The 21,783-nt window shown below is 47.4% G+C and carries 12 protein-coding genes and 1 pseudogene; all 13 read right to left on the bottom strand.

Going from position 1 to position 21,783, the window contains the following annotated elements; genetic code table 11:
* Positions 1-355 precede the first annotated feature (355 nt).
* The 13 genes and pseudogenes from JCM15548_RS23240 to JCM15548_RS06865 all read right to left on the bottom strand — a co-directional run bounded on the left by JCM15548_RS23240 (position 356) and on the right by JCM15548_RS06865 (position 21,761).
* Positions 356-853, bottom strand: coding sequence for an SGNH/GDSL hydrolase family protein (locus JCM15548_RS23240; protein ID WP_062123788.1), 498 nt, complete (start codon positions 851-853; stop codon positions 356-358).
* A 64-nt stretch (positions 854-917) separates the two neighbouring features.
* Positions 918-3,257 carry a glycoside hydrolase family 2 TIM barrel-domain containing protein gene (locus JCM15548_RS06915; protein ID WP_062123786.1) on the bottom strand — a complete coding sequence of 780 codons (2,340 nt, stop codon included), beginning with the start codon at positions 3,255-3,257 and terminating at the stop codon, positions 918-920.
* 77 nt (positions 3,258-3,334) lie between these two features.
* Positions 3,335-5,194, bottom strand: a complete 1,860-nt coding sequence (locus JCM15548_RS06910; RefSeq protein ID WP_083985013.1) for a rhamnogalacturonan lyase — start codon at positions 5,192-5,194, stop codon at positions 3,335-3,337.
* Between the two features lie 317 nt (positions 5,195-5,511).
* A complete protein-coding gene (locus JCM15548_RS06905) occupies positions 5,512-6,873 on the bottom strand; it encodes a rhamnogalacturonidase (RefSeq protein WP_062123782.1) in 1,362 nt (453 codons plus the stop codon).
* A gap of 178 nt (positions 6,874-7,051) precedes the next feature.
* On the bottom strand, positions 7,052-7,282 hold the full coding sequence (locus tag JCM15548_RS06900) for a T9SS type A sorting domain-containing protein (protein WP_062123780.1): 231 nt from the start codon (positions 7,280-7,282) through the stop codon (positions 7,052-7,054).
* Positions 7,282-9,162, bottom strand: coding sequence for a rhamnogalacturonan lyase family protein (locus JCM15548_RS06895; RefSeq protein ID WP_062123778.1), 1,881 nt, complete (start codon positions 9,160-9,162; stop codon positions 7,282-7,284). Before JCM15548_RS06895 ends, JCM15548_RS06900 begins: the two co-directional genes overlap by 1 nt.
* A gap of 315 nt (positions 9,163-9,477) precedes the next feature.
* Entirely contained in the window at positions 9,478-12,084 is a 2,607-nt protein-coding gene (locus tag JCM15548_RS06890) for a rhamnogalacturonan lyase family protein (protein ID WP_162198188.1), read from the bottom strand.
* 45 nt (positions 12,085-12,129) lie between these two features.
* The gene (locus JCM15548_RS06885) at positions 12,130-12,729 is read right to left on the bottom strand and encodes a T9SS type A sorting domain-containing protein (protein ID WP_062123776.1); all 600 of its coding nucleotides are present in this window, start codon (positions 12,727-12,729) and stop codon (positions 12,130-12,132) included.
* 126 nt (positions 12,730-12,855) lie between these two features.
* Positions 12,856-12,948: pseudogene (locus JCM15548_RS26205) on the bottom strand (autotransporter-associated beta strand repeat-containing protein); the annotation flags it as partial.
* A gap of 59 nt (positions 12,949-13,007) precedes the next feature.
* Positions 13,008-16,385, bottom strand: coding sequence for a rhamnogalacturonan lyase family protein (locus JCM15548_RS06880; RefSeq protein WP_157482494.1), 3,378 nt, complete (start codon positions 16,383-16,385; stop codon positions 13,008-13,010).
* Complete coding sequence (locus JCM15548_RS06875; protein ID WP_062123772.1) at positions 16,379-16,606, bottom strand: rhamnogalacturonan endolyase family protein; 228 nt, start codon at positions 16,604-16,606, stop codon at positions 16,379-16,381. The genes JCM15548_RS06880 and JCM15548_RS06875 overlap by 7 nt, the downstream gene beginning before the upstream one ends.
* A 99-nt stretch (positions 16,607-16,705) precedes the next feature.
* Positions 16,706-19,708: a T9SS type A sorting domain-containing protein gene (locus JCM15548_RS06870; RefSeq protein WP_062123770.1), complete on the bottom strand. Its 3,003-nt coding sequence runs from the start codon at positions 19,706-19,708 to the stop codon at positions 16,706-16,708.
* 190 nt (positions 19,709-19,898) lie between these two features.
* The gene (locus JCM15548_RS06865) at positions 19,899-21,761 is read right to left on the bottom strand and encodes a RagB/SusD family nutrient uptake outer membrane protein (protein ID WP_062123769.1); all 1,863 of its coding nucleotides are present in this window, start codon (positions 21,759-21,761) and stop codon (positions 19,899-19,901) included.
* Positions 21,762-21,783 lie beyond the last annotated feature (22 nt).

The raw sequence follows: 21,783 nt of genomic DNA, 5'->3' as shown, positions 1-21,783 counted from the left end.
ATTTATTTCACTTCCCTGGCAGCTTCCACAAAGAGATCTATTGCCTGCGAAGGATAGGCCTCAAGCAGGTAGTTGTTGAGTGCACTCTCAGGATTTTCCCTAATGCCTTCAACCACCAGAGATGCTGACAATACAGCGCCTTCAGCCGTGGTGTGGGTATGGTCCCGTTCCCAAAAAATCACATCCCTTACATTCTCCTCTCCCATTTCTGTCATGGCATCGGCCATTTTATGGTTGAGGTTGATAAACATCACCGAATGCTTTTCGGCAATCTGTTGGGCCCATCCGCCATAAGAGGCATCATTGTAAGGAACGCGTCCCTCTTCATTCCACGAATTACGTGGAATGGGGGCGATCAGGACGGGAATGGCTCCTTTTTCCTTGATTTCATTGACATACATGGATAAATAGGCTCCGTAAGAATGGACCGTTTCCATCTCCCCTGTGAGAATATTGTCGATGACCTCAGACTCATCGCCGACTCCCCGGATCGGTGCCCCGCGCACGTAGAATCGTTCAAGGCACCTGCATCGTTGTGTCCAAACTGAATGAATACAAAATCACCAGCTTTAAGACTGTCCAGAGTGGGTTGCCACAAGCCAAGGGTGCGATAGGTGCGACTGCTGGTGCCGCCCCGTGCCACATTTACCAAATTCACCTGAGTGGTATCAAAGAAAAACTGAAAGGGCTCACCCCATCCCCATAAACCGCCACCACCTTTGCCTTGACCGCATTTAACGGTTGAATCACCAATGGTGTAAATCGTGGGCTTTGCGGTTTCTTCTTGCTGACTACAACTCAGAACGGCCCAAACAAAGGCCAGCACCATGAGGGACTTAAATAATTCTTTCATTTCTTTTTTTATATTTTATTTCTATTCCAAGTTTCTTAAGTGTTCATTTTATCAACGGGACAGACTACTGCCCAATGGTAATTTCAACCGAAGCGGGCGTTAAACCCTCACCGGTTACATTCACCTGAAATGAGCCTTCATCAGCAGTTGCCCTGACAATGGCAATGGCTTGCCCGCGCGCTGTACGTCTCTCATTGGTCACAAAGGACTCATGACTATCGCGTGCCCCATTATCAACAGCCACCAGTTCACCGTTACCGGTCACCTCAAAGGTCAGTTTCTTAGCCAGATTGGGAGAAAGGATGCCCTCTTCATCGACCAGTTTCACACGGACAATGCTTACATCATCCCAGTTATTCACGAGAGAGGTTTTTGTTGGAGAAAGTACGATCTGTGAAGGCCCCTTGGCTGTTTTCAATTCATGAACGGCCACTTCCTCACCATTGGTACGGGCCACAGCCTCAATGCTTCCAGGCTGGAAGGTCAGGCGGAAACGAATCGGAGAAGCATCTTCCGGACGCTTTTTGGTACCCAGAGACTCGCCGTTGTGAAAGACCTCCACCTCGTCGGCATTGGTATATATTTCGAGGTGCGCTTCATCGTAAGTGTCAAAATCAGTCGGCGTCCAGTCGTCCACCAGTCCGCCCTGTCCCAAATGGTGCTCTCTTCTATAAATGCGAACCATAGGAGTTTCCGACCACCAGCTCATGCGCTCCCAGGTTCTGGGCTTGGTAAATCCTGCCCGGTCGAACAAGCCATAATCATGCGACACCTCGGGCCAGTCGGCCTCCCCTAAATAATCGATTCCGGTCCACAAAAAATGCCCGGCAATGGATGGATTGTCGCGCCAAACGAGGAAGGCCTGACGGGTATGACCGTTTTCAGTGCCCATCACTTTCCAGTCGGGGTTATCAATAGAGGCCTGCGCCAATTCATTTTCGCGATAATTCTGCCCCACCACATCCATCAGTTCAGCAAAACCATTCTGATAAACATGGGCCTGATTGGGTCTGAACAGTGCCAAAGTAACCGGTCGGGTACCATCCAAACGGTGAATGAGGTTGTGCTGCATTTTATAGGTTTCAAAACCTTGCTCATTGTTCAGGTTATCGCGAATCTCATTGCCCACACTGATAATGAAAATAGAAGGGTGGTTGCGATCGCGCAAGACAATGGCACGTGTATCTTCCTCCCACCAATCGTCGAAATGGTGCTGATAACCATGGTCCGCATTATTTTTGCTGGCCCGCCAGGTATCAAAAGTTTCATTCATGACGAAAAAGCCCATCTGGTCGCACAGGTCCAAAAACTCAGTAGCGAATGGATTGTGGGCGGTACGGATGGCATTGATGCCGATTTCTTTTAATTGCTTAAAGCGTTCCTCCCAGATGGCCAGCGGAACGGCGGCGCCAACAGCGCCACCATCGTGGTGCAAACAAACGCCTTTGAGACGAATATTTTCACCATTGAGGTGAAAACCGGTAGCGGCATCAAAATGAAAGCTCCGGATTCCAAAAGGGGTGCTCAAATGGTCTTTCTTCTCACCATTGACCCACACTTCTGTTTCATTGACATACATTTCGGGCGAGTCGAGCGACCATAACCTGGGCGACTCAACCTGCAGGGACTGATCAAAAGTGTATTTCTCATTCTGCTCCAATTGCCGGCTCACCGAATCGGCCAAGACCAATTGCCCGTCGGCATTTTTCACAAGCGATTTAACCATCACTTCTGAAGCAACACCCGTGTTAACCACGTCGGTTTTCACATTTACCACAGCGCTTTCTTCACTTACCTGCGGGGTGGTGACAAACACGCCGTTGTTATCAACATAGGTATCTTCCTTAACAATCAACTTCACGTTGCGGTAAATCCCGGCCCCTGTGTACCAACGCGAAGCCGGTTGCTTACTGTTATCCAGTCGCACCGCCATCACATTCTCTTTTCCAAATTGAAGATGCTCTGTTAACTCATAGGTAATGTCCACATAGCCATAGGGACGATGGCCCAAATGGTGGCCATTGATATAGACATCGCTATTGGCCATTAAGCCATCAAAATTAATCCAGACCTTGCGCCCTTCTGCCGATTTTGGCAGCGTAAAGCTTTTGCGGTACCAGCCAATACCTGCAGGCAAATAGCCACCTCCACGGGCGGTCGGGTTGTCCCGGTTAAACTCCCCCTCTATGCTCCAATCGTGCGGCACATCCAGCATCCGCCAATCGCTATCGCTAAACCGGGCGCCTTCAGCACCCTCCGGATCATCCTGCACAAATCTCCAGTCCTTGTTGAAGGACTGGACAACCCGTGAATCGGCCAAATCTTCCACTTTCGTCTCACATGACCAAAAAGATAAGACCATTAGCCATAAGGCCGTAAATGCAAACCCTTTAAAATACTTCATCTTGTTATATAATTTATTGTGTAATTCCCCCTCAAATGTGCATAACTATCACCTACACGCGTTTCGTCTAATTCTTGCTACTCTTTACCGGACAACACCTTAACCCTTGGGGTTGGCGGTGGAAAATCCATATCCGTGGCGATGTAATAGCCCGGATGTGGCGGCTGATTATAAGAAGAATTTTGCCACGACACGGCCACCCGGTAAACGGGATCGTGCATCAAAGTGTATAAACGATGGGCCGTTGGCATGGTCGTCGTGTAAACCCGTAAAGCCTCATTGTCCTCCCTGCGTAGCACCACCTCCTCGCGCCAGTCGCCCAACAAATCGGCCTGCAACACAGGCGTGGCCTTTGTGCCATTGATGGAACGTGCCCCTTCAGCGTTGAGCAAAGGCTTTGCAGAATTGTTGGCAATGCTCCATTTGTCAATGCGGTTGCCCGAAAGCAACTCGCGACTCAAATCACCATCCCACCAAACCACAAAATTCATCGATCTGGGTACATCCCCCACCTTTTCACCAGTCATATTATACAGGCCCATGCCATGGGTGCCCCAAAAATGGAAGCCGGGCACCTCCGGATCAATTTCAGCCCCCACACCTCTGCCCACATCGTTGGGATTTCGGTGATTGAATAGTATTTCGCCGTTGTGCGCATGCCGCAGGGAAAATCCATGACCGCCACTTTCGTGCGGCATGGCAATCTGCGGATAAGGGAAATCTTTAAGCATATAGGTCACATGCGTGGCATCACCATGGCCCATGCCGGTGGTATGCATGCCGGTGCCATCCGACGCAATGATGGCCGGACCGGTTACGATGTCGTGCCTGCCATCATTGTTGGCATCTATCACATGAATGGAGTGGTTGCCCTGACCGGCATAGGCCTCATTGCCCCTGGTGTCCGAATCAAAGGTCCACCTTTGGGTCAGTTCGCCATCGCGCCAATCCCAGGCAGCCATTGTTAAGCGCGTGTAATATCCCCGCTGAAAAATAGCAGAAGGACGCTCCCCGTCCACATAAGCCACAGTGGCATTAAAGCGATCCATCCGGTTACCATAGGAATCGCCCCAGTTGCGCACACGGCCACGCTGTGGCCAGTAGTCGGCCGTGGCCAGCTCCTTACCGGTGGCACCATCAAAAACCGTTACATATTCAGGTCCTTCAATGATATAACCGGTTGAATTGGTATAATTCACCGAATGATCCGCAGTCGCTGCTGGTCCTTTGGATAACAAAGCACCAGTGCCATACCGGGTTCCGGGAGCGGTCTTCACCATCATCTCCGACTTTCCGTCGCCGTTAAAATCGTACACCAAAAATTGGGTATAGTGGGCGCCCGACCGGATATTTGGTCCCAGCTCAATGCGCCACAAATGTTCGCCATCCAAGGTGTAAGCATCCAGAATGACCTGGTCAGAAACACCTCTGTGTGAATTGTCTTTAGCATTATTGGGGCTCCACATCAACACCAGTTCATAGGTGCCATCCCCATTTAAATCACCGGCACTGCCATCGTTGGGAGAATATTCTCCACCATTCACGCCTTTTGCCGGACGCTTTAGCGGAATATCGAAATAACCGGCATGAGCGCCTTCTGTCTGCTCAATGTATTTGAAAGAAGCCTCGGCTTCTTTCAACTCCCGGCCATTAATTACCTTTTTCAAAGCGTAAGTACTGCCGACACGGCCATCCGCATCCAGATAATTTGTGGTCGCTGTTAAGGGTTCATCGTTGAGCAGTTGGCCATCCCTGTAAATATTAAACCCCGTATCGTAAGGCTCGTCGGCCAAAAGTCGCCAGGACAAAAAGCAGCCCTCCTGTTGAAAAACAGCAATACCACCTCTATTTAAATGCTCAACCTGCATCTGAGCGGACGAATCACTCGAAAGTCCCCAACAGGTCAAAAACAACATCATTATCAGTCCCCTCATCATCCTATATTTTTTAAACTGTATATAAAATACCTCCTAATCAAAAGTACAACTCCCCGCTTCATTCATCAATACACATTTTGATAAAACTTTTTAACTTTTTGATACAATTTGCAGCACTTATTCCTTTGTCAGGAATACCCCTTTAAGGTGTCATTTATCATCGGCACTTCCTCTATACAAAATTGCAAAAAGCACCTGAATTCAATGCTATCATTTTGTATCAACAGCTATCATTTTGTAACCCTACAAAAAAAAGTACCCAGGCTTTGAATATCAAAACCTGAGTACCTTTTATAAACTATTTGAATGATGGCAAGCTATTTCTTCACCTTCTCTCCATTTACCACCACGTTCTTCATTATAAAGCCATCTACGAGGTGCTCATTAATCTGGGGATCTTTGGCCTTTAGATCAAGGTTTTCAAAGGTGAAATTCGACAAACGGAAATCGAAGGCATCAATGGCACCCCTCGGATCCTGCGTATCTACCCGGAAAACAGTATTGCACTCCAGATTGATGTTGCGCATGGTAATATTGCTGGCGTAGGACATGATTACATCGCGACCTTCACCAAGGTCAAAGAACTGGGTCCATGGACGAATGTACAGGAAGTTACCAACGTGACTGCCTTCAATATCCTCAATCAATACGTGCTCATAGTTTTGTGGGGTATCGGGACGCATCTTCAACCAAAACAAGCGCTGGGCATGATTGATCTGGATACGGCGCATAATGATGTTTTTATTGTGAACCGACTCGCTACCAAAAGTCAATGCACCGTGGCAAAATCCAAAAGTACAGTCTTCAATCAGAATATGGTAATTGCCACCATTATCAGGATCCGTATCGGCATCAACACCCTTTCCGCCTTTCAGAGCAACGGCATCGTCGTTCACCGACATGTAGCAATCCTTTATCAGGAAATTACGGCAGGCATCAATATCCACTGCGTCCGAACTCGGCGCCTTCACCGGCGCGGCCGGAGACGTGATGGTCAGTCCCAGTAGTTTCACATTTTCACACTTATAGTAATGCGTGGTCCAGAAGGGTGAATTCATCAGATGCACCCCCGAGAGCTGCACATTTTTACTATTCGAGATGTAAACCAGACGCGGACGCATTTCATCTACATTCGTACATTGCGGGTTGAATGCCCGACGAAGCCAAAAAGCCTTCCAGTAGCGCAAACCATTGCCATCAATAGCACCCTTCCCTGAAATGGTGAAGCCATCCAGACCGTCGGCGTTGACCAAAGCTGCAAAATATTTTCGCGTCTGCCCCTCAATGCGGGTCATCAAAAGCTCGAAATGGCTAATATCATCACTGCCCTTTAGTTTTCCTCCTTCTACAACGTGAAGGTGCGTTCCCTGCTTAAAAAACAAAGACCCACTCAGATAAACTCCCTCAGGAATAATAATTACACCACCGCCGGCCTCATGTGCCTTGTCAATGATGGCCTGAATTTTTTCGGTCTGCAAAACGGTACTGTCCTGCACCACCCCGTGGTCGGTTATCCGGTAATGTTTTCCCAACTTGTTAATATCAGTCGGTTCAATGTCATGAAACCAGGCATCCATAGGCGTACCATCCGGCCACACATCCTTTGCCTTGTCTTTTTTATTAATACCTGATGCAAAAGCAGGCAAAAGACACAATACTGCAAATAAAATCTTCTTCATCTTACATTTTTTTCAAGTACACATTACACCGCCCTTACAGCGATTTCCATTTTAAGGCAGTTAAGATACAAATATCTTGTTTATACAACAAATAGGCAAGACAATCCTTTTGCTTTGACAAATATTTCTTGAATGACATTGAAGAAAGCCATAGGTGTACATCGGTGTTAAGATGATTCTATTTCTTGAAAAACCGAGTAGAATTAGTAGCTCCGGATGGATGCACCACCCGCACCAGAAAAAGGCCTGAGCCAAAAGAACTTGCATCCACGCTTACTTCTCCGTTGGTTAACAGGCCTTGATAAACCCTAACTCCTAACACATTATAAACTTCTGCCCGGGTTCCCGCAGCCATATCTCCCCGCCACAAAATGCGCGCATAATCCGCCACAGGATTAGGCAAAACCATCAGCCTCCTGGCTTTTGACCATCGGCATTGGCAAAACCGGTTCCTGAACCGGCATACTTAACAATTTCAATATCGGGAACTGGTGCTCCATCCGGAAAGTAATAACCCACGTGGGCCGGTTGATTGTAACCCACGTTCTGCACGGCCACCGTCATTCGATACACAGGGTCATGCATCAGGGTATAGTTCTTTCGTTCGGTTGGAAACCAACTTGAGAAAATCAAAAAAGCCTCATTGCTGTTTTCCCTGAAAATCACCTCTTCGCGCCAGTCGCCTATAATATCGGCCACCAGATTGGCATCACTCTTCGTACTGTGAATGGTAGAAGCACCATAATACCAGGAGGTCAGGTGACGCCCGCCACTATATCCACCATTAATATTCCCGCCATTCCGCAAGTCCTTTTGAATATCACCATCGAAATACAGGGGCTGATCATAGGCATTGTAGTCGGTACTCATCACAAAACCTGATTTATTGAAGTTCCCCAATCCAATGCCCACGGCTTCTGAACCCGGATAACGCGGATCGACATCTGCAGCCCATCCGCGCCCAATATCACCTGGATTATCTACCTGCCAAAGAATTTCTCCGGTTCCCGCCTTACGCATGGAAATTCCATAAACATTATTTTCATGTGTTTGGAAATACTCCAGGCCATCCACATAAGGGTCATGGTCGGCCAGGGCATGTGAATCACCATGACCAAAGCCGGTGCTGTACAAACCGCTTCCATCGTGATTGATGGCGGCTGCCCCATAAATGTATTCATCGTTGCCATCACCATCCAAATCACCAACTACCACACTGTGGTTCCCCTGGGCAGAATAAGCGCTGTTTCCGGCCGCATAGCTATCAAAACTCCAGACCATCTCCAGTCCGTCTTCAACATCCCACTTATGGGCAGCCAGTCCAACCCGCGTATAAACCCCTCTTTGATACACCAGCAAGGGGCCATGCTCCAGAGTGTAAATAACCCCGCCTTTCAGCGAACTGGCCCTATGTCCGTAGTTGTCGCCCCAGGTGGCGTCATGCTGACTCACGGGCCCTAAAGGCGGCCAGTGTTCAGTGGTTGCCATTTCTTCTCCGGTCAATCCGTCGAACACGGTAATAAACTGGGGATCCTCCATTAATCGACCGCTGGGTCGAGGAATCACCATTTCCGGATCATAATCCGCTGCCACCCCTTTACTGAGGTAGTTGCCCTTTCCGTCAATGGTGCCTGGTCCGGAAAGAATGGCCACTTCCGCCCTTCCATCCATATTCAGATCGTACACCAAAATATTGAGTTTGGCCGTACTTACATTTGGTCCGCCCTGAACACGCCAAAGATGATTTCCATCCAGATCAATGGCATCCATACAAGAATGGGTGCCGCTGTTGGATTCCCACTCAAAAACCAGTTCATATCGTCCATCCCCCGTCAAATCACCCACACTCATGTCGCCGGGCGTATACGCTACCCCGTCCCTGACTGGTGCAGGGGGCAAAGGAATTCTTTTTAAAGGCACATAGTCTTTCCCCGGATTGGCAACGGGCGGATACAAGGGCCATACCTCTGACTCGGCCGACCATTCATTGTCGCCATTTTCCACAATGGTTTCCACTGTGTACATGGATGCCACACTGCCTGCCGCATCCCGGTAATTCGTTTTGGACGTAATGGGGCTTGAATTAATCTTTTCCCCATCCCGATACAGGTTGAAGCCCACATCTGCCGGGTCCGTTCCCACCATTCGCCAGGTCAGGAATATGCCATTATTGGTTTCCATGGCGACCAATCCCCTGTCCAGGAACTCCATCGGACGTTGAGCCATTACGGGTACCACCAGCATCCATTGCAGCAGTAATGTCAATATAAGTGTAGATAATTTTTTCATAGAACACCATTTTGATAAGATTTAACGCTACAAGTTTAAGTCCATACGCCACTAATCCACCCATCATTATGTTGCAAAAACCTATCATTTTTGCGTTATTGGCTACAATCCCAGCAAAAAGGCCTCAGCTTTGTTCATGAACAAATCGTGTCCGGCAGCATTCAAATGGGCAGTATCACTGGCACCCTGGAAATACATGTTCCCAAACCCCAAGCCATAGTAAGTTTTTCATTAGACGATTGATATTTATAGTTATAAAAAAGCCCCGGAAAACCGGGGCTTAATAACCTATTTCTATTTCAAAGAGGCTCCGTACTATTGAATGAGCACCTTTTGTTGCTTTACTCCAGCTTCAGTGACCATTTGAAGAATATAAACACCAGGAGCAAATGAAGTTGCATTCAGATTCACAGAATGAGCACCCGAGCTTCTCCACCCCTGATCAATGACCTTCATCAGTCGACCATTCAAATCATACAAGGATAAAGTGACTTGCTGATCAACAGCCAATCGGATATGAACCAAAGCATTTCCATTCAAGGGATTGGGTGAGACTATCAGCTCATAGCCTGCTATGCTACCTTGTGTATTAATGCTATTGATCACGCCAGCATCGGCTACCACGAAATACATCAGGTTGCCAGAAGCACCAGTGATGGTGTTTCCTCCAAGCACTACATTTTCACCCGCAAGAACTTGTTTACGAAATAAATTCATGGGGACCTTGGAACCTGCTGCGCTGGCAACACTAACGGGTTCATCCACCAATTCCCAATCATTTAACCACGAAGGCAATTCACTAATCGCCTTTTGGTGCAGCACGTAGACATCGGCATCTTTCTGGGCTACAAAAGTGGCCAGAGTTAGATCTGCGGGCAATTTACGTGATTCCATACTGGTTCGAATCCATTCCTTTTGATTCAGGTACTCCGGACCCTCTGAAAAATAAAAATTCAGATCACCAAAAATCGATGTTTCCCCATTCAAAGAAGGCATCACCTCCCATAGTGGCCCCCCGTTAAAATCAAAGAGCATCAGATCTGACACAGTTTGTCCCGAGCCACGAGCAATACTTTCCAACACATCCACATGCGGAGCCGCCATCGGGAAATCCATATCAGTGGCCAGATAAAACCCCGGGTGTGGTGGTTGATTGTAAGAACTATTTTGCCAGGATATGGCTGCCCGGTAAACCGGATCGTGCATCAGCGTGTACAATTTGTGATCGGTTTGGATGGCTGTCGTATAAACACGTAAAGCTTCACTGTCACTTCGGCGAAAAATAACTTCCTCCCGCCAGTCACCGAACAAATCGGCAGATAAGGTAGGCGTTGACTTGCTGCCATTGTTGGAGTAAGTCCCGTTACCGGTAAGCAAATTGGTTCCACTGCTACTACCAATATTCCATCGGTCAATACGGTTGCTGTTCAACAACTCCCGACTCAGGTTCCCATCCCACCAGATTAAGAAGTTGGTGGAAGAAGGATTGTTCCCTACGCGCACTCCTTTGATATCAAAGAGACCATGTCCCGAAGCCCAAAAATGAAAACCGGGACGCTGGGGATCCAGTTCAGCAGCAGCTGCGCGACCAATGTCTCCCGGTGCCGGATAATGAAAAACAACTTCGCCGTTATCGGCATAGCGCAATAAAACCCCATTGCTTCCGCTTTCGTGAGGCATCCAAATCATCGGTCTTGTGTCCCCTTTTTTCATGTAGGTGATGTGGGTGGCATCGGCATGTCCAAATCCGGTGGTATGCATGCCCGTACCATCACCTGAAATGACCGCAGCACCTGTCACCAAGTCATGAAGCCCATCACCATTGGCGTCAATCACATGCAGAGAATGATTTCCCTGACTGTAATAAGCGCCATTTCCATTGGTATTTGAATCGAAGGTCCACTTGCGGGTTAGTTCCCCATCCCGCCAGTCCCAGGCAGCAAAAGTCATGCGGGTATAATACCCTCTTTGAAAAACGCCTGTTGGTCGCTCTCCATCCACATAAGCCACCGCCGCATTAAAACGGTCCACCCGGTTGCCATAATTGTCGCCCCAGGAGCTGACTGCCCCCCTTAGAGGCCAATAATCAGCCGTAGCCAGTTCTTCACCAGTGGCTCCATCAAAAACAGTGATATACTCAGGTCCTGATAATATGTAGCCCCAATCATTCCGGTAGATTTGATTGTGATTGGCAGATGCAGCAGGACCTTTACTTAGAAAGTTACCTGTACCGTCTTTAGTGCCGGGCGCCGTTTTCACCATGATCTCGGCTTTGCCGTTTCCGTCAAAATCGTAGACCAAAAACTGGGTATAGTGGGCGCCTGCCCGTATATTCGGACCCAAATCAATCCGCCACAAATGTTTTCCATCCATGGTATATCCATCCAGAAACACATTGTCGGTAATTCCACCTTGCGAATTATCCTTGGCATTATCTGGATCCCATTTCAGCACTATCTCATATTCTCCATTGCCCAATAAATCTCCCACACTGGCATCATTAGAATGGTAATACCCACCTTCAGGACCTTGTGCAGGCCGCTTTAAGGGAATATCAAACCACCCTCCGGTACCTTCCCGATTGTCGATTACACGGGCCGGATAAACCTCCGCTTGTTCCACACCATCTATCACAGCTTTTACGATGTACTGACTACCCAACGGGGCATCAGCATCCATATAAGCCGTCACATCGGCAATGACTTCCTCGTTGAGCTTTGTGCCATCGCGATAAATGTTAAAGGCTGTCGCGTAAGGCTCATCACCCAGTAACCGCCAGTTGATCCAATATCCACTCCCCTCACGTATGGCAATCGCTCCACGACCCAACTTCTCCACTTGTTTCTGCCCCAAGGCCTGCGGGGCCCAAAGCCCAAGCAGAACCACCAGACTTGCAAGCACTTTAATCCAACTTCGCATCATAACTTATTTCCTTAAATATTACAAAATCAATCAATTTATTAAATCTCAACGGATCATCACCTTTTGGGTAAAAACCCCGTCAAATCCCATTAACTGCAACAAATAGAGTCCTGCAGGAAGCGCCGAAACATCTACCGCGGAAGGACTTTCCTGCAGTGAGCAAGTAAGCACTTGCTCACCAACCAGATTGTAGAGTGTGAGCTGTATGGCCTCTCCTTCAGTCGGATAAGCCGACCAGTCCACATTCAACACGCCCATCACCGGGTTTGGATAAATTGTCACCAATCCACCGGCATTCCACTCTCTCAATGAGGTGGCCTGATCACTGACTTTCACAACCCCATCGGTGTACAATTCAGAAGTATCCCAATATAAACCATCAGCTGGTGTTTCAGGCAAAATATTGTCAAACTTACCTGAAATACTGCCAGCATCAAGAATATGGTATTGCTGCCCAGCGGCATAGCTCCCACCGGAACCTGCCAAAATCAAAGTCCCTGCTGCGGAAAAGCTTCCGTTTACCACCAGGCGATCACTCACACCTGTTGTCCGGTCTAACCGGACAAACAAATCAGAACCTACATCCATCAACACATTCTGCTGAACTTTTAAAGAGCTGCCCATAACGGTATAGCCGGCAAACAAGCGTCCACCTTCTTTTATACGAACGGATCCCGAAATGGTTCCTGTACCGTTTAAACTGCCACTGCTTTCGACAGAAACCGTTCCGGTACCAGTGCCACTACCGCTGGTATTCAGAATCGATAAACGCCCCTGCGCAATGATCGTACCTCCTGTATAGGGGTTGGCGGCTGTTAAAGACAGGGTTCCGGTGCCCGTTTTATAAACGTTTCCGGCAGTAATAACTCCATCAAAAGTGGTAGTTGTGTTGCGTGCACCAATTTCCCAACGATGGTTCCCCGTTAACGAGCCGGCGCCCTTAAGGCTCCTAATTTCACGGTACCGGATGATACATGGTAAGCATTCACCCCTTCACCAAGATCAACCAAGGCATTGGGATAGCCAAAATTATTGTCCACACGGAAATCCCCGCCACTACCGGACTTAACAAAACGAAGGGTGCCGGAAAAAGCCGACCAATTACCTCTGAAATCGGTACGTACAAAAGGAATATAAACACTCAAAGCACCGCTACCGGTAAGTGCTCCTGTATAATCACCACGACCATCCATATAAACGTGCCCAATTTTCCCATCCGGAACTTCCATGTTCCAGGTCCAGGTACTATAGCTGTATGAATTATCGTAGCTCTCTAAAACGCCACCTTCAAACACCACTTTTTTACCCGGATTGGTCTCTTCGTTGAGCAATCGGACCGTCCCCTCTTTAATAATCAATTCATTGTGCGTATTATGACCCGCCAGAATCAATTTCCCCGGGCCTATTTTGGTGAGATTACCGCCTACAACAGCTTCATTCCAAAACAATTCACCGGAATTCTGAAGTGTTCCTCCAGCGGCTCCGATGGTCATGGCCCGGTCGGCCGTCCCTCCTTGAGTGATGTCCAGAGTACCACCATTCAGGAGCAACAACCCGGCGTTATTACTGGCTTTTCCTAAGGCACCGTCACCTATATTATTGGGCATCGAAGCAACCTCTATCGTCCCTTCCTGTATATCTACAGCACCCGTAAAAGCATTGGTATTTTCAATTTTAAGCCTGCCTGTTCCGGTCTTCACCAAACCGGTCGTCCCCTCAATGGCGCCTGGCCCGGTAAAACGATAAGTGCCCGCAGTATTCACCAGGATGGAAGCAGGTGTCACACTTTGTGTCAAGTTAACTTCCGTAGCCGGTGCCGTGTCATCAAACACTACAGCATCCTCTCCCACAAAGTAAGTGGGGGCATTTTCCAAAGTCCTGAAGTTTTCAGCATCTGCGAGATTCCAATCTCCACCTGCCACGCCATTCCAATAAACCGTCTGTGCCGATCTGACTTCCCGAATGACCAGTTGAAGCTGGGTTTCCTCTTGCTTCAACTCATAAGGAACTCCAGTAAGACCGGCTACTTCATAATGTTCAGGTAAAAAGGTAACACCTTCATTCAACTGCGCCAACACATAAGTCCCTGCTAGAGGCATGCCTTCACCAAGAGACATCTCAATTACGGCGCCATCAGCCAACTGGATATCTCCATTAACCACTAACACATCGTTGGTCTCAGCAGTCACATCAAATTTCAGTCTGGCCCCTTCTTCCAAAATCAAATCACCTGTAATTTCAGAGGTTCCGGAAGTAGACACACCACCGACAAACAATTCGGCACCGTAGCGCAATTGCAGCCCATGGCCGAGTTTCCCATCAAGCCCCAATTGACCAAAAAATTCTACCAGCACTTTGCTGTTGATTAATTCACCTTCCAATTCCAGTAATCCGCCCCACACCTCGGTGTCGCCGCTAAAATCATGGATGCCATTCAAAGCAAAAGAACCGGAGCCGGACTTGATCAATTGCATGCTACCGCCCAATTTCCCATCAATCGCATTTAGCACCATGTTATTCGGCGAATTAACCGTCATCACTGCTGGAGCCACCTCGTGATTCAATGAAAACGAAAGATTTACTCCGGCTGATGCATCTAACAAAATAGATTCACCATCGGCAAAAGCCACATTGATCCCTTCCTTGCTCCAAATCGTAGCACCGTTACTCCAGTCACCACCCCGATAGACCAATCGCCGGTTACTGGTAGAAGGCGGCGGAGGAACTGTTTTTCCTTCCCGCTCTCCCAAAAAGAAGCTCACATGAGGAGGCTGGTTGTAACCACACATCTGCCAGGCTATGGCCTGACGGTATTGATGATCGTGCATTAAAGAATAAACCCGGTGTTCAGTCGGGTCCACAGTGGTATAAATCCGTACGGCAGTATTGTCCTCTGTTCTCCAGACCACTTCCTCGCGCCAATCGCCAAACAAATCGGCCTGCAATGAAGGCGTTCCTTTGGTATAATTATTGGAAATAGCACCTGAAGCCAACAATATGGGTTGAGTTTGACCATATTTATAAATAGCCCCGGTTCCATAACCTTTTGTGGTAGTAAAACCCGTATGATTCAACAATTCTTCCAATAAGTCACCATCCCAGTAAATACGAAAATTTTCAGAACCTCCGCTGCCTGGAATCACATTACGCGAGGTAGCCCCGTACATCGTACCACCACCCCACATAGCCTTACCGGTAATATTGTCGGAGATATTGGCCGCTATGGCCCTTCCGGTATCGAAACCAGTCCGGTTATGAATTAAAATCTCCCCGGTTCCAGCATCATGGAATACCGTCCCCCAATGGGGCGAATTCTCCAAACAGCGCCAGGCTTCTGCCCCTTTTCTAAAAGGATCCAAATCGCCCACATGCATGGCATCACCATGTCCGAGACCAGTAGAATACAAACCTGTACCATCATCATCGACAGCCATCGAACCCCACACAATCTCATCACGACCATCCCCATCTACATCGGCGATGGTATAGTTGTGGTTGCCTTGCCCGTAATACGGACCACTGTTACCGGAACTGAAGGACCAGCGGGGCACCAGTTGCTTGTTCACCACATCGTAGGTACGCATTTCTGTTTTGGTGTAAATCCCCCTACCAATAAACAGACTGGGCTTTATCCCATCCAGATAGGGTGCGCCAAAAAAGAATTTACTGGCCCGGTGCCCATAGTTGTCACCCCAATCGGACGACTGTCCCCGGGGAATAAAATTCACCCGATCGAGCTCCGCTCCGGTTTCTCCGTCGATCAACGACAGAAACTCAGGCCCCTCATTCATGTATTGCATATTGGCGGTGGTTCCCACAGAATAACGATAGTTAGTTTTTCCATCTCCGTTGGTATCCCCAATCTGTGTTCCATCTCCAAAAATGGTGCCCTCCGAGCTTCGCATAAAAACCTCGGCCTTGCCATCTTCGTCGAAGTCAAAAGCAGCAATATTAATTTCTACATCGGGTAATATATTGGGCCCAACGTTGATCTCCCACAAGAAAGTTCCGTCGAGCTTATAAGCTTCAAAATAAGAATAATTGGTATTGTCCTCATTCCAACCTTTGGCAATACGCTTTACAATCAATTCATAACTGCCATCTCCATCCAGATCGGCCGTCGTAATGTCATTAATCTCATAAATCGAAGTATTTCTGGTTTTCAAAGGAAACTCCAGATACTGTTGTGACCATACCTGAGCAACGGCCGACTTGTTACCGGCCACCCCATTCAATAAAGGTTCAATTTGATACACCGAGGCACTACCCCCCGAGGCATCCATAAAATTACTAACTACCAAGGTTCAGTATTAATCTTAACCCCGTCGCGATACACATTATAAGTATATCCATACCATTCATATCCCTGCAAGCGCCACGACAGAAAGACACCATCGCCGGATTCCACAGCAATCAATCCACGGTCCAGCGTTTCCATATGCCTTTGGGCATGCAGACCGTTAAGGCTTAAAACCATTAAAAAGGCTATAACAAGCCTTGATACTACGGTAAAAAATTTCATTTGCGTGTGTATTAAAAAAAACCATCTACCCAAGACAAAATGGAGGGAGATGGTTAAGAAAGAGCAACCCGGCTCTAAAGCCGGGTTGCCATTATAAATTTATTTAACAACTACACGTTCAACACCAACACCATCAGCCGAAATAACTCTCAGGATATAAATCCCCTTATTGTTAATCGTTACAGTGTTGCTACTGCCTGTCAGTTGCATGCGGTCCACCACAGCACCGGTAAAGTCTATTACTTCTACCACATACTGATCGGCATCCACATTCAAAGTAAAGCTTCCCTTACTTGGGTTCGGGAAGGCGCCAACGGGCAGAACCTTAACATCATCCACCGAAGTTACAACGCCACCCTCTACAGAGGCAACCGTTCCATCTGTAATGGTTACCTTAGCAGGAACAGCAAGAATGTTAACATCCTGATCATTGTCATCCTTCATAATGCCTGCGAATGATATCAAATACTCACCATCGCCCTCAAAATGCCAGTCTTCAATGGTATAGGTGAGACTTCCAATACCATAGTCATAAGTTTTGTAAGCCTCGTCTGCTGGTCCATTCACCCTCCAACCATTGGCTTCTGCTCCTTCAGGAAGCACCACAGAAAGGGTATAAACACCTGCTTCTTCTGTAACACCAACCTCAAATTCAAAAACGATCACCTTCACAAAGTTAGCAGAGCGGGTTCCGTCACCGGCCACAGCAGCCACATAAAAAGTACCAGGCTCTGAAAAGCTAACAATGCCGGTTTCCCCGGTAACAGGTGTTCCAAATGACAACCAGTCACTCAAAGGATCCTGATTGTACTTCCACTCAAAGTCGGATAACCCACCTACATTAATTAAGCCTAAGGCGTCACTATTGGTACCAACCGGCAGGTAAAGCGCAGCTTCCTGATCAATGCTCATGGCATTTAAATCGCGTACATATACAGGCGTGGTATTCTCTGAGGGACTATAAAAATAATCAACAGCAAATCCATCATCTGTAATGAAACGGTTATTGGCCACATAGGTATTCACGTTATCATAAAAATCATCCATAAAGATAAACTGTCCATTACCGGAAAGCTTCACTCGAGAAAATTCAGCGTCCTTATTGCTGGAAATACGGGCAAAACCACCTCGGAACAACACTTTACCATTTTCAGAAACATGCACTTCTCCTCCTGAACTTACACTACTGTTGTTGGCCAACATCAGCAATCCGCCGCCCCATGAATCGACAATATCAAAAAGAGCCACACCTGTTCCTTTTACGATGAGACGCCCCTGGTTTTGTTGCATTTCCAACCAACCATTGGAACCAATCTTACTCATGGTACCAGACTCAATAATGAGTTTACCAGGGCTGAATCCACCCATACGACCGTCAATATAAAGGATGTCGCCCTCACCTGCACGGACAATCAATTCAGCCTGAACAGCTTCTTCTACCACTGTTTCCACTTCATCAATAATTTCAGTAACGGCAGCTTTGTAATGCAATTGAGAACCATTTTTAATGGTCACTTCACCGGCACCCGGATACATCACCGGCCAGTTAGGAGCATCCACGGGAACAATGACATTATTGTTGTGGGGATGAGCAGCTGGATCCCAATTATAAGCATGGCTAAAATCATCACTGTCAGCACCGGTCCATACCAGAGCCAGGGCTGGGTCGCCTTCTGCCTGAGCACTAACAACCAATTCAGGACTCATAGCAGTTTCTCCGTCAACAACAGCCTCGTATACCACGTAATAGGTACCGGGTGTTTCAAAGTGAGGCGCATAAGACATAGCTGTTTCTGGTGTTGAGAATGACTCATAAGGTCCTCCGGACACAGTCGCAAACTTCCATTCGCCGGGTTGAGCAGTCATACCGTCTTTAATGATGGCTGTAACAGCAGCTCCAACGCGATCACCACGGACATATTGCATTTGCAAATGATCTAAAAGAATAATGCTGGGGGCCACGATGTACTCAATTTCATTGGAGGTTACTACCTCTCCGCCTGCCAGTGTTACCTCGCAAACCATAAAATAGCTGCCAGGCGTATCAAAAACAGGTGAAAGCACATTAGCATCGGTCACCGTCGCCAGTGTATTGTCATAAGGACCTCCGGCTTGAGTGCCATACTTCCATACGAACTGCTGGGCACCTTCAAGAGCTGTGTGCATTTCAATAGCCATTTCCGCCCCTGGTAATCCTTCCACAGCGCGCTCAACGCGGGGAGCCAGGCGATCGGACACATAAAGATAAGGTTCTCCCTCAACTTTGGGATGAACATAAGTAAAATCCTCACTCATGTCGTAAAAAATGGTTGGGTAAAAACCCGCACCACCCCTTAATTGAGCTCTGTCAAGGGCCGTCACCAAACTTCCGCGATGGTCACCTTTAATTTTTATGGATGCATTGTCCTGAATGGTCAAAATACTTCTTTCCACATTGGGCGACCAACGGGCAATACCATTGGTCGTAGAAAAATGCAACAAAGCATCATCCCTTACAAATATTTTACCACCGGTTTCATTGTTCTCTTTACTGAACAGAAAGTAAGTATCAAAACGAGCTTCTGCAGTACCTTCTACAATTAAAACACTATTAGGGTTCTCCAAATAGAAGTTTTTATTGGTTGAAAAGATACCGGATGTAACACTCACCTGTCCACCCAAATAGGTGGATGAACCATTGACACGGGCCTGAATCCCCTCATCCATGGCAAAGGTGATTTCACCTCCGGGATGTTCAATCACATTAAAGGTAGGATTTCCATCTCCATCCAAAACAGGATTTCCATCTCCATCTACAATGGGCTCTTCAAAATAATAAGGCGCAGCCACATCAAGTTTTGGGAAAAGTAGCTCCGTATCCCGACTAACAACCGGATGGTTGGGAGCTTCAGGCGTTGCATAATCTCCCACATGAGGAACCGACAAATTATTTCCATCCATACCACCCTGGGGATCCCAGTTAACAGGGTTGGTGGCATCCGTACTGACACTTCCTCGCCAATTCAATGTAACCGGGTCCTGTGCCTGAAGAAAACTTCCTCCGATTAGGCCTACTGCTGCTAACAACAGTAACTTCTTTGATTTTGAATAAAACTTTTTCATACAATAGATTTTAAGGTTCTACAAATTGCTTTTACCTTTTTAATTTGGTTGTTTACACTTCAGTGCTTATCCGGTTCAAGAAAACACTGAAAAAATACACCTTTCGGTCAGATCCCTACGCTTATTTTTTCAATCTTATTAATACAAGTTAACAAACTCACACCACTCTTAGTTCACTTTTCTTAGCCTCCTATCGCTGAAGGGGCAGAAACCAGTTGTCACGATTCATCAAACGTGACCGCACTTCTTCCGCATTTCCGGGCTCACCAGCTTCTATGAACTTTTCAGCGATGCGGTCGGCCAGGAAGGCATTATCGCCCCGACGAATGGCAATACGCACCAAATCCGCCCAGCGCTGTCCCTCAAAGGCCAGTTCCCGGCCACTTTCTTCAATAATTTGCTCTTCTAAGAACAGCATCGGATCTTCATCCGTTGGTAATTGAATGGGGGCCATGCGAACGCGCCCGCGAACCCCTATTCCTCTGTGCCATTCACCTCTGTATATAGATGGAATGTCACCATCAGAAGTCTGACGGGCATCAAAATCAAAGGGAGAAGGCAATAAATTCATGGTACTATCTACCACGACATCGTCCTCCAGGATGTATTCATAAACAATATTGCCGTAAACATCCGTCTCATAAGAGATATTGCGATAGGTATAATCATTGCCTGCATACATATCCGATCCGGGATAGGCGGCACGTACACCATTGTTCAGGAAAGCGGATGCCAGGTAGGTCTGCCCCGCCCGGTTGGCGGCCTCTGCATAACGCAGGTGCAGTCCGGCGGCACGTAGCAAGGGTAAGCGACCCGGACGTTCCAGCGGATTCAACTCATCAAACTCAGCCGTAAACTTGGTGATGACAGGATCATTGCCCACCATTTGGTAGGACCCGGTATTGCCAAAAACATCCTCCATATACCCCCTAAAATCCCCTAAGAACCCGTTGGCTTGCGTTTGACTGTTCCAATCCTTAATAATATTTTCGGAGGGCTTTAACTTATAATCTCCATGCAAATGAGAAAACAAATCATAAAAGGGACTGGGTTCATAATGACGGTGATAGTTTAAAATCCAGATCCATTCGCCATAGTAATTGGCATCTCCATAATCTTCAAACATCAAAGGCCAGAAATTCACCACACTACTAAGGTCACTGTCAAAATATCTAAGATAGCCACTGTTGTACTTACTGCTACCGGGATTATCGGAAGCGGCAGCATTCCAAAAGGGTAATTTATATTGGTCAAACTCATTGTAGCCGCCATAGCCACCATGGTGGCGCTCCATGATCATCTTATAAATCAGTGCTGATTGCTGATATTCACCCATCCAAAGTAGAAGATCGGCATAAAAAAACATGCGATCGATAAACATAGTTCGGGTATGAAAACCATCAATAACCCGATACATGGATTCATCGGTATAAGTCCCCATACTGGGAACATTTTGACCAATATCCGACATAAGCTGCGCCATCATGGCTTCAACCCCCAAGACGGGTGCATTTCCGGCATTGATATCTTCCAAATCCTCAAAAGTCTCTACCGGTTCAGTGATATAGGGGACCTCTCCATAGTGCAACACCAATTGATAATACAACCAACTGCGTAAAACGTAAACGTCAGAAATCCGTGCATTATAGGCCTCCTCGTCTAACTTCAACTCGACCAGCATGCGATCTAAATTCTCAATCACGTTGTTGCAATTGTTAATGAGGGAATAAAATGGCTTGGGATCTACCCATGGATTATCGGCACTCACCTCTTCATGATTACTGATCTCACGTAAATGGTGATCGGCATTGACGGTTACATCCATCAGGTCGGCCCGCAATTCATTCAGCACCACGAACTGTGGTCCCAAATCGAACAATTTCCCGTATAAACCCCGGATGGCGGCATCCGCATCAAATTTGTCCCGGTAAAACTCGTCTTCGGTCAGGACATCTGCAGGATCCACCTCCAGCATGTCACTGCAGGCAGAAAAACCGGCAACTGCCAACAGTGAAAGAAGCACCCCCGTTGCAATTGATTTTATATTCTTCATATCCAATATATTTTATTCTAAA

Source organism: Geofilum rubicundum JCM 15548 (genome assembly GCF_000974365.1).
GTDB lineage: Bacteria > Bacteroidota > Bacteroidia > Bacteroidales > Marinilabiliaceae > Geofilum > Geofilum rubicundum.
Note: the sequence above shows the minus strand (reverse complement) of the source record. Positions and strands in the feature narration are given on the sequence as shown.

Excerpts from the sequence above, each read along its gene's own strand:
- JCM15548_RS06905 (WP_062123782.1), bottom strand. The coding sequence starts at position 6,873 with ATGAAGAAGATTTTATTTGCAGTATTGTGTCTTTTGCCTGCTTTTGCA.
- JCM15548_RS23240 (WP_062123788.1), bottom strand. The coding sequence starts at position 853 with ATGAAAGAATTATTTAAGTCCCTCATGGTGCTGGCCTTTGTTTGGGCC.
- JCM15548_RS06875 (WP_062123772.1), bottom strand. The coding sequence starts at position 16,606 with ATGAAATTTTTTACCGTAGTATCAAGGCTTGTTATAGCCTTTTTAATG.
- JCM15548_RS06900 (WP_062123780.1), bottom strand. The coding sequence starts at position 7,282 with ATGGTTTTGCCTAATCCTGTGGCGGATTATGCGCGCATTTTGTGGCGG.
- JCM15548_RS06890 (WP_162198188.1), bottom strand. The coding sequence starts at position 12,084 with ATGATGCGAAGTTGGATTAAAGTGCTTGCAAGTCTGGTGGTTCTGCTT.
- JCM15548_RS06915 (WP_062123786.1), bottom strand. The coding sequence starts at position 3,257 with ATGAAGTATTTTAAAGGGTTTGCATTTACGGCCTTATGGCTAATGGTC.
- JCM15548_RS06865 (WP_062123769.1), bottom strand. The coding sequence starts at position 21,761 with ATGAAGAATATAAAATCAATTGCAACGGGGGTGCTTCTTTCACTGTTG.
- JCM15548_RS06870 (WP_062123770.1), bottom strand. The coding sequence starts at position 19,708 with ATGAAAAAGTTTTATTCAAAATCAAAGAAGTTACTGTTGTTAGCAGCA.
- JCM15548_RS06895 (WP_062123778.1), bottom strand. The coding sequence starts at position 9,162 with ATGAAAAAATTATCTACACTTATATTGACATTACTGCTGCAATGGATG.
- JCM15548_RS06910 (WP_083985013.1), bottom strand. The coding sequence starts at position 5,194 with ATGATGAGGGGACTGATAATGATGTTGTTTTTGACCTGTTGGGGACTT.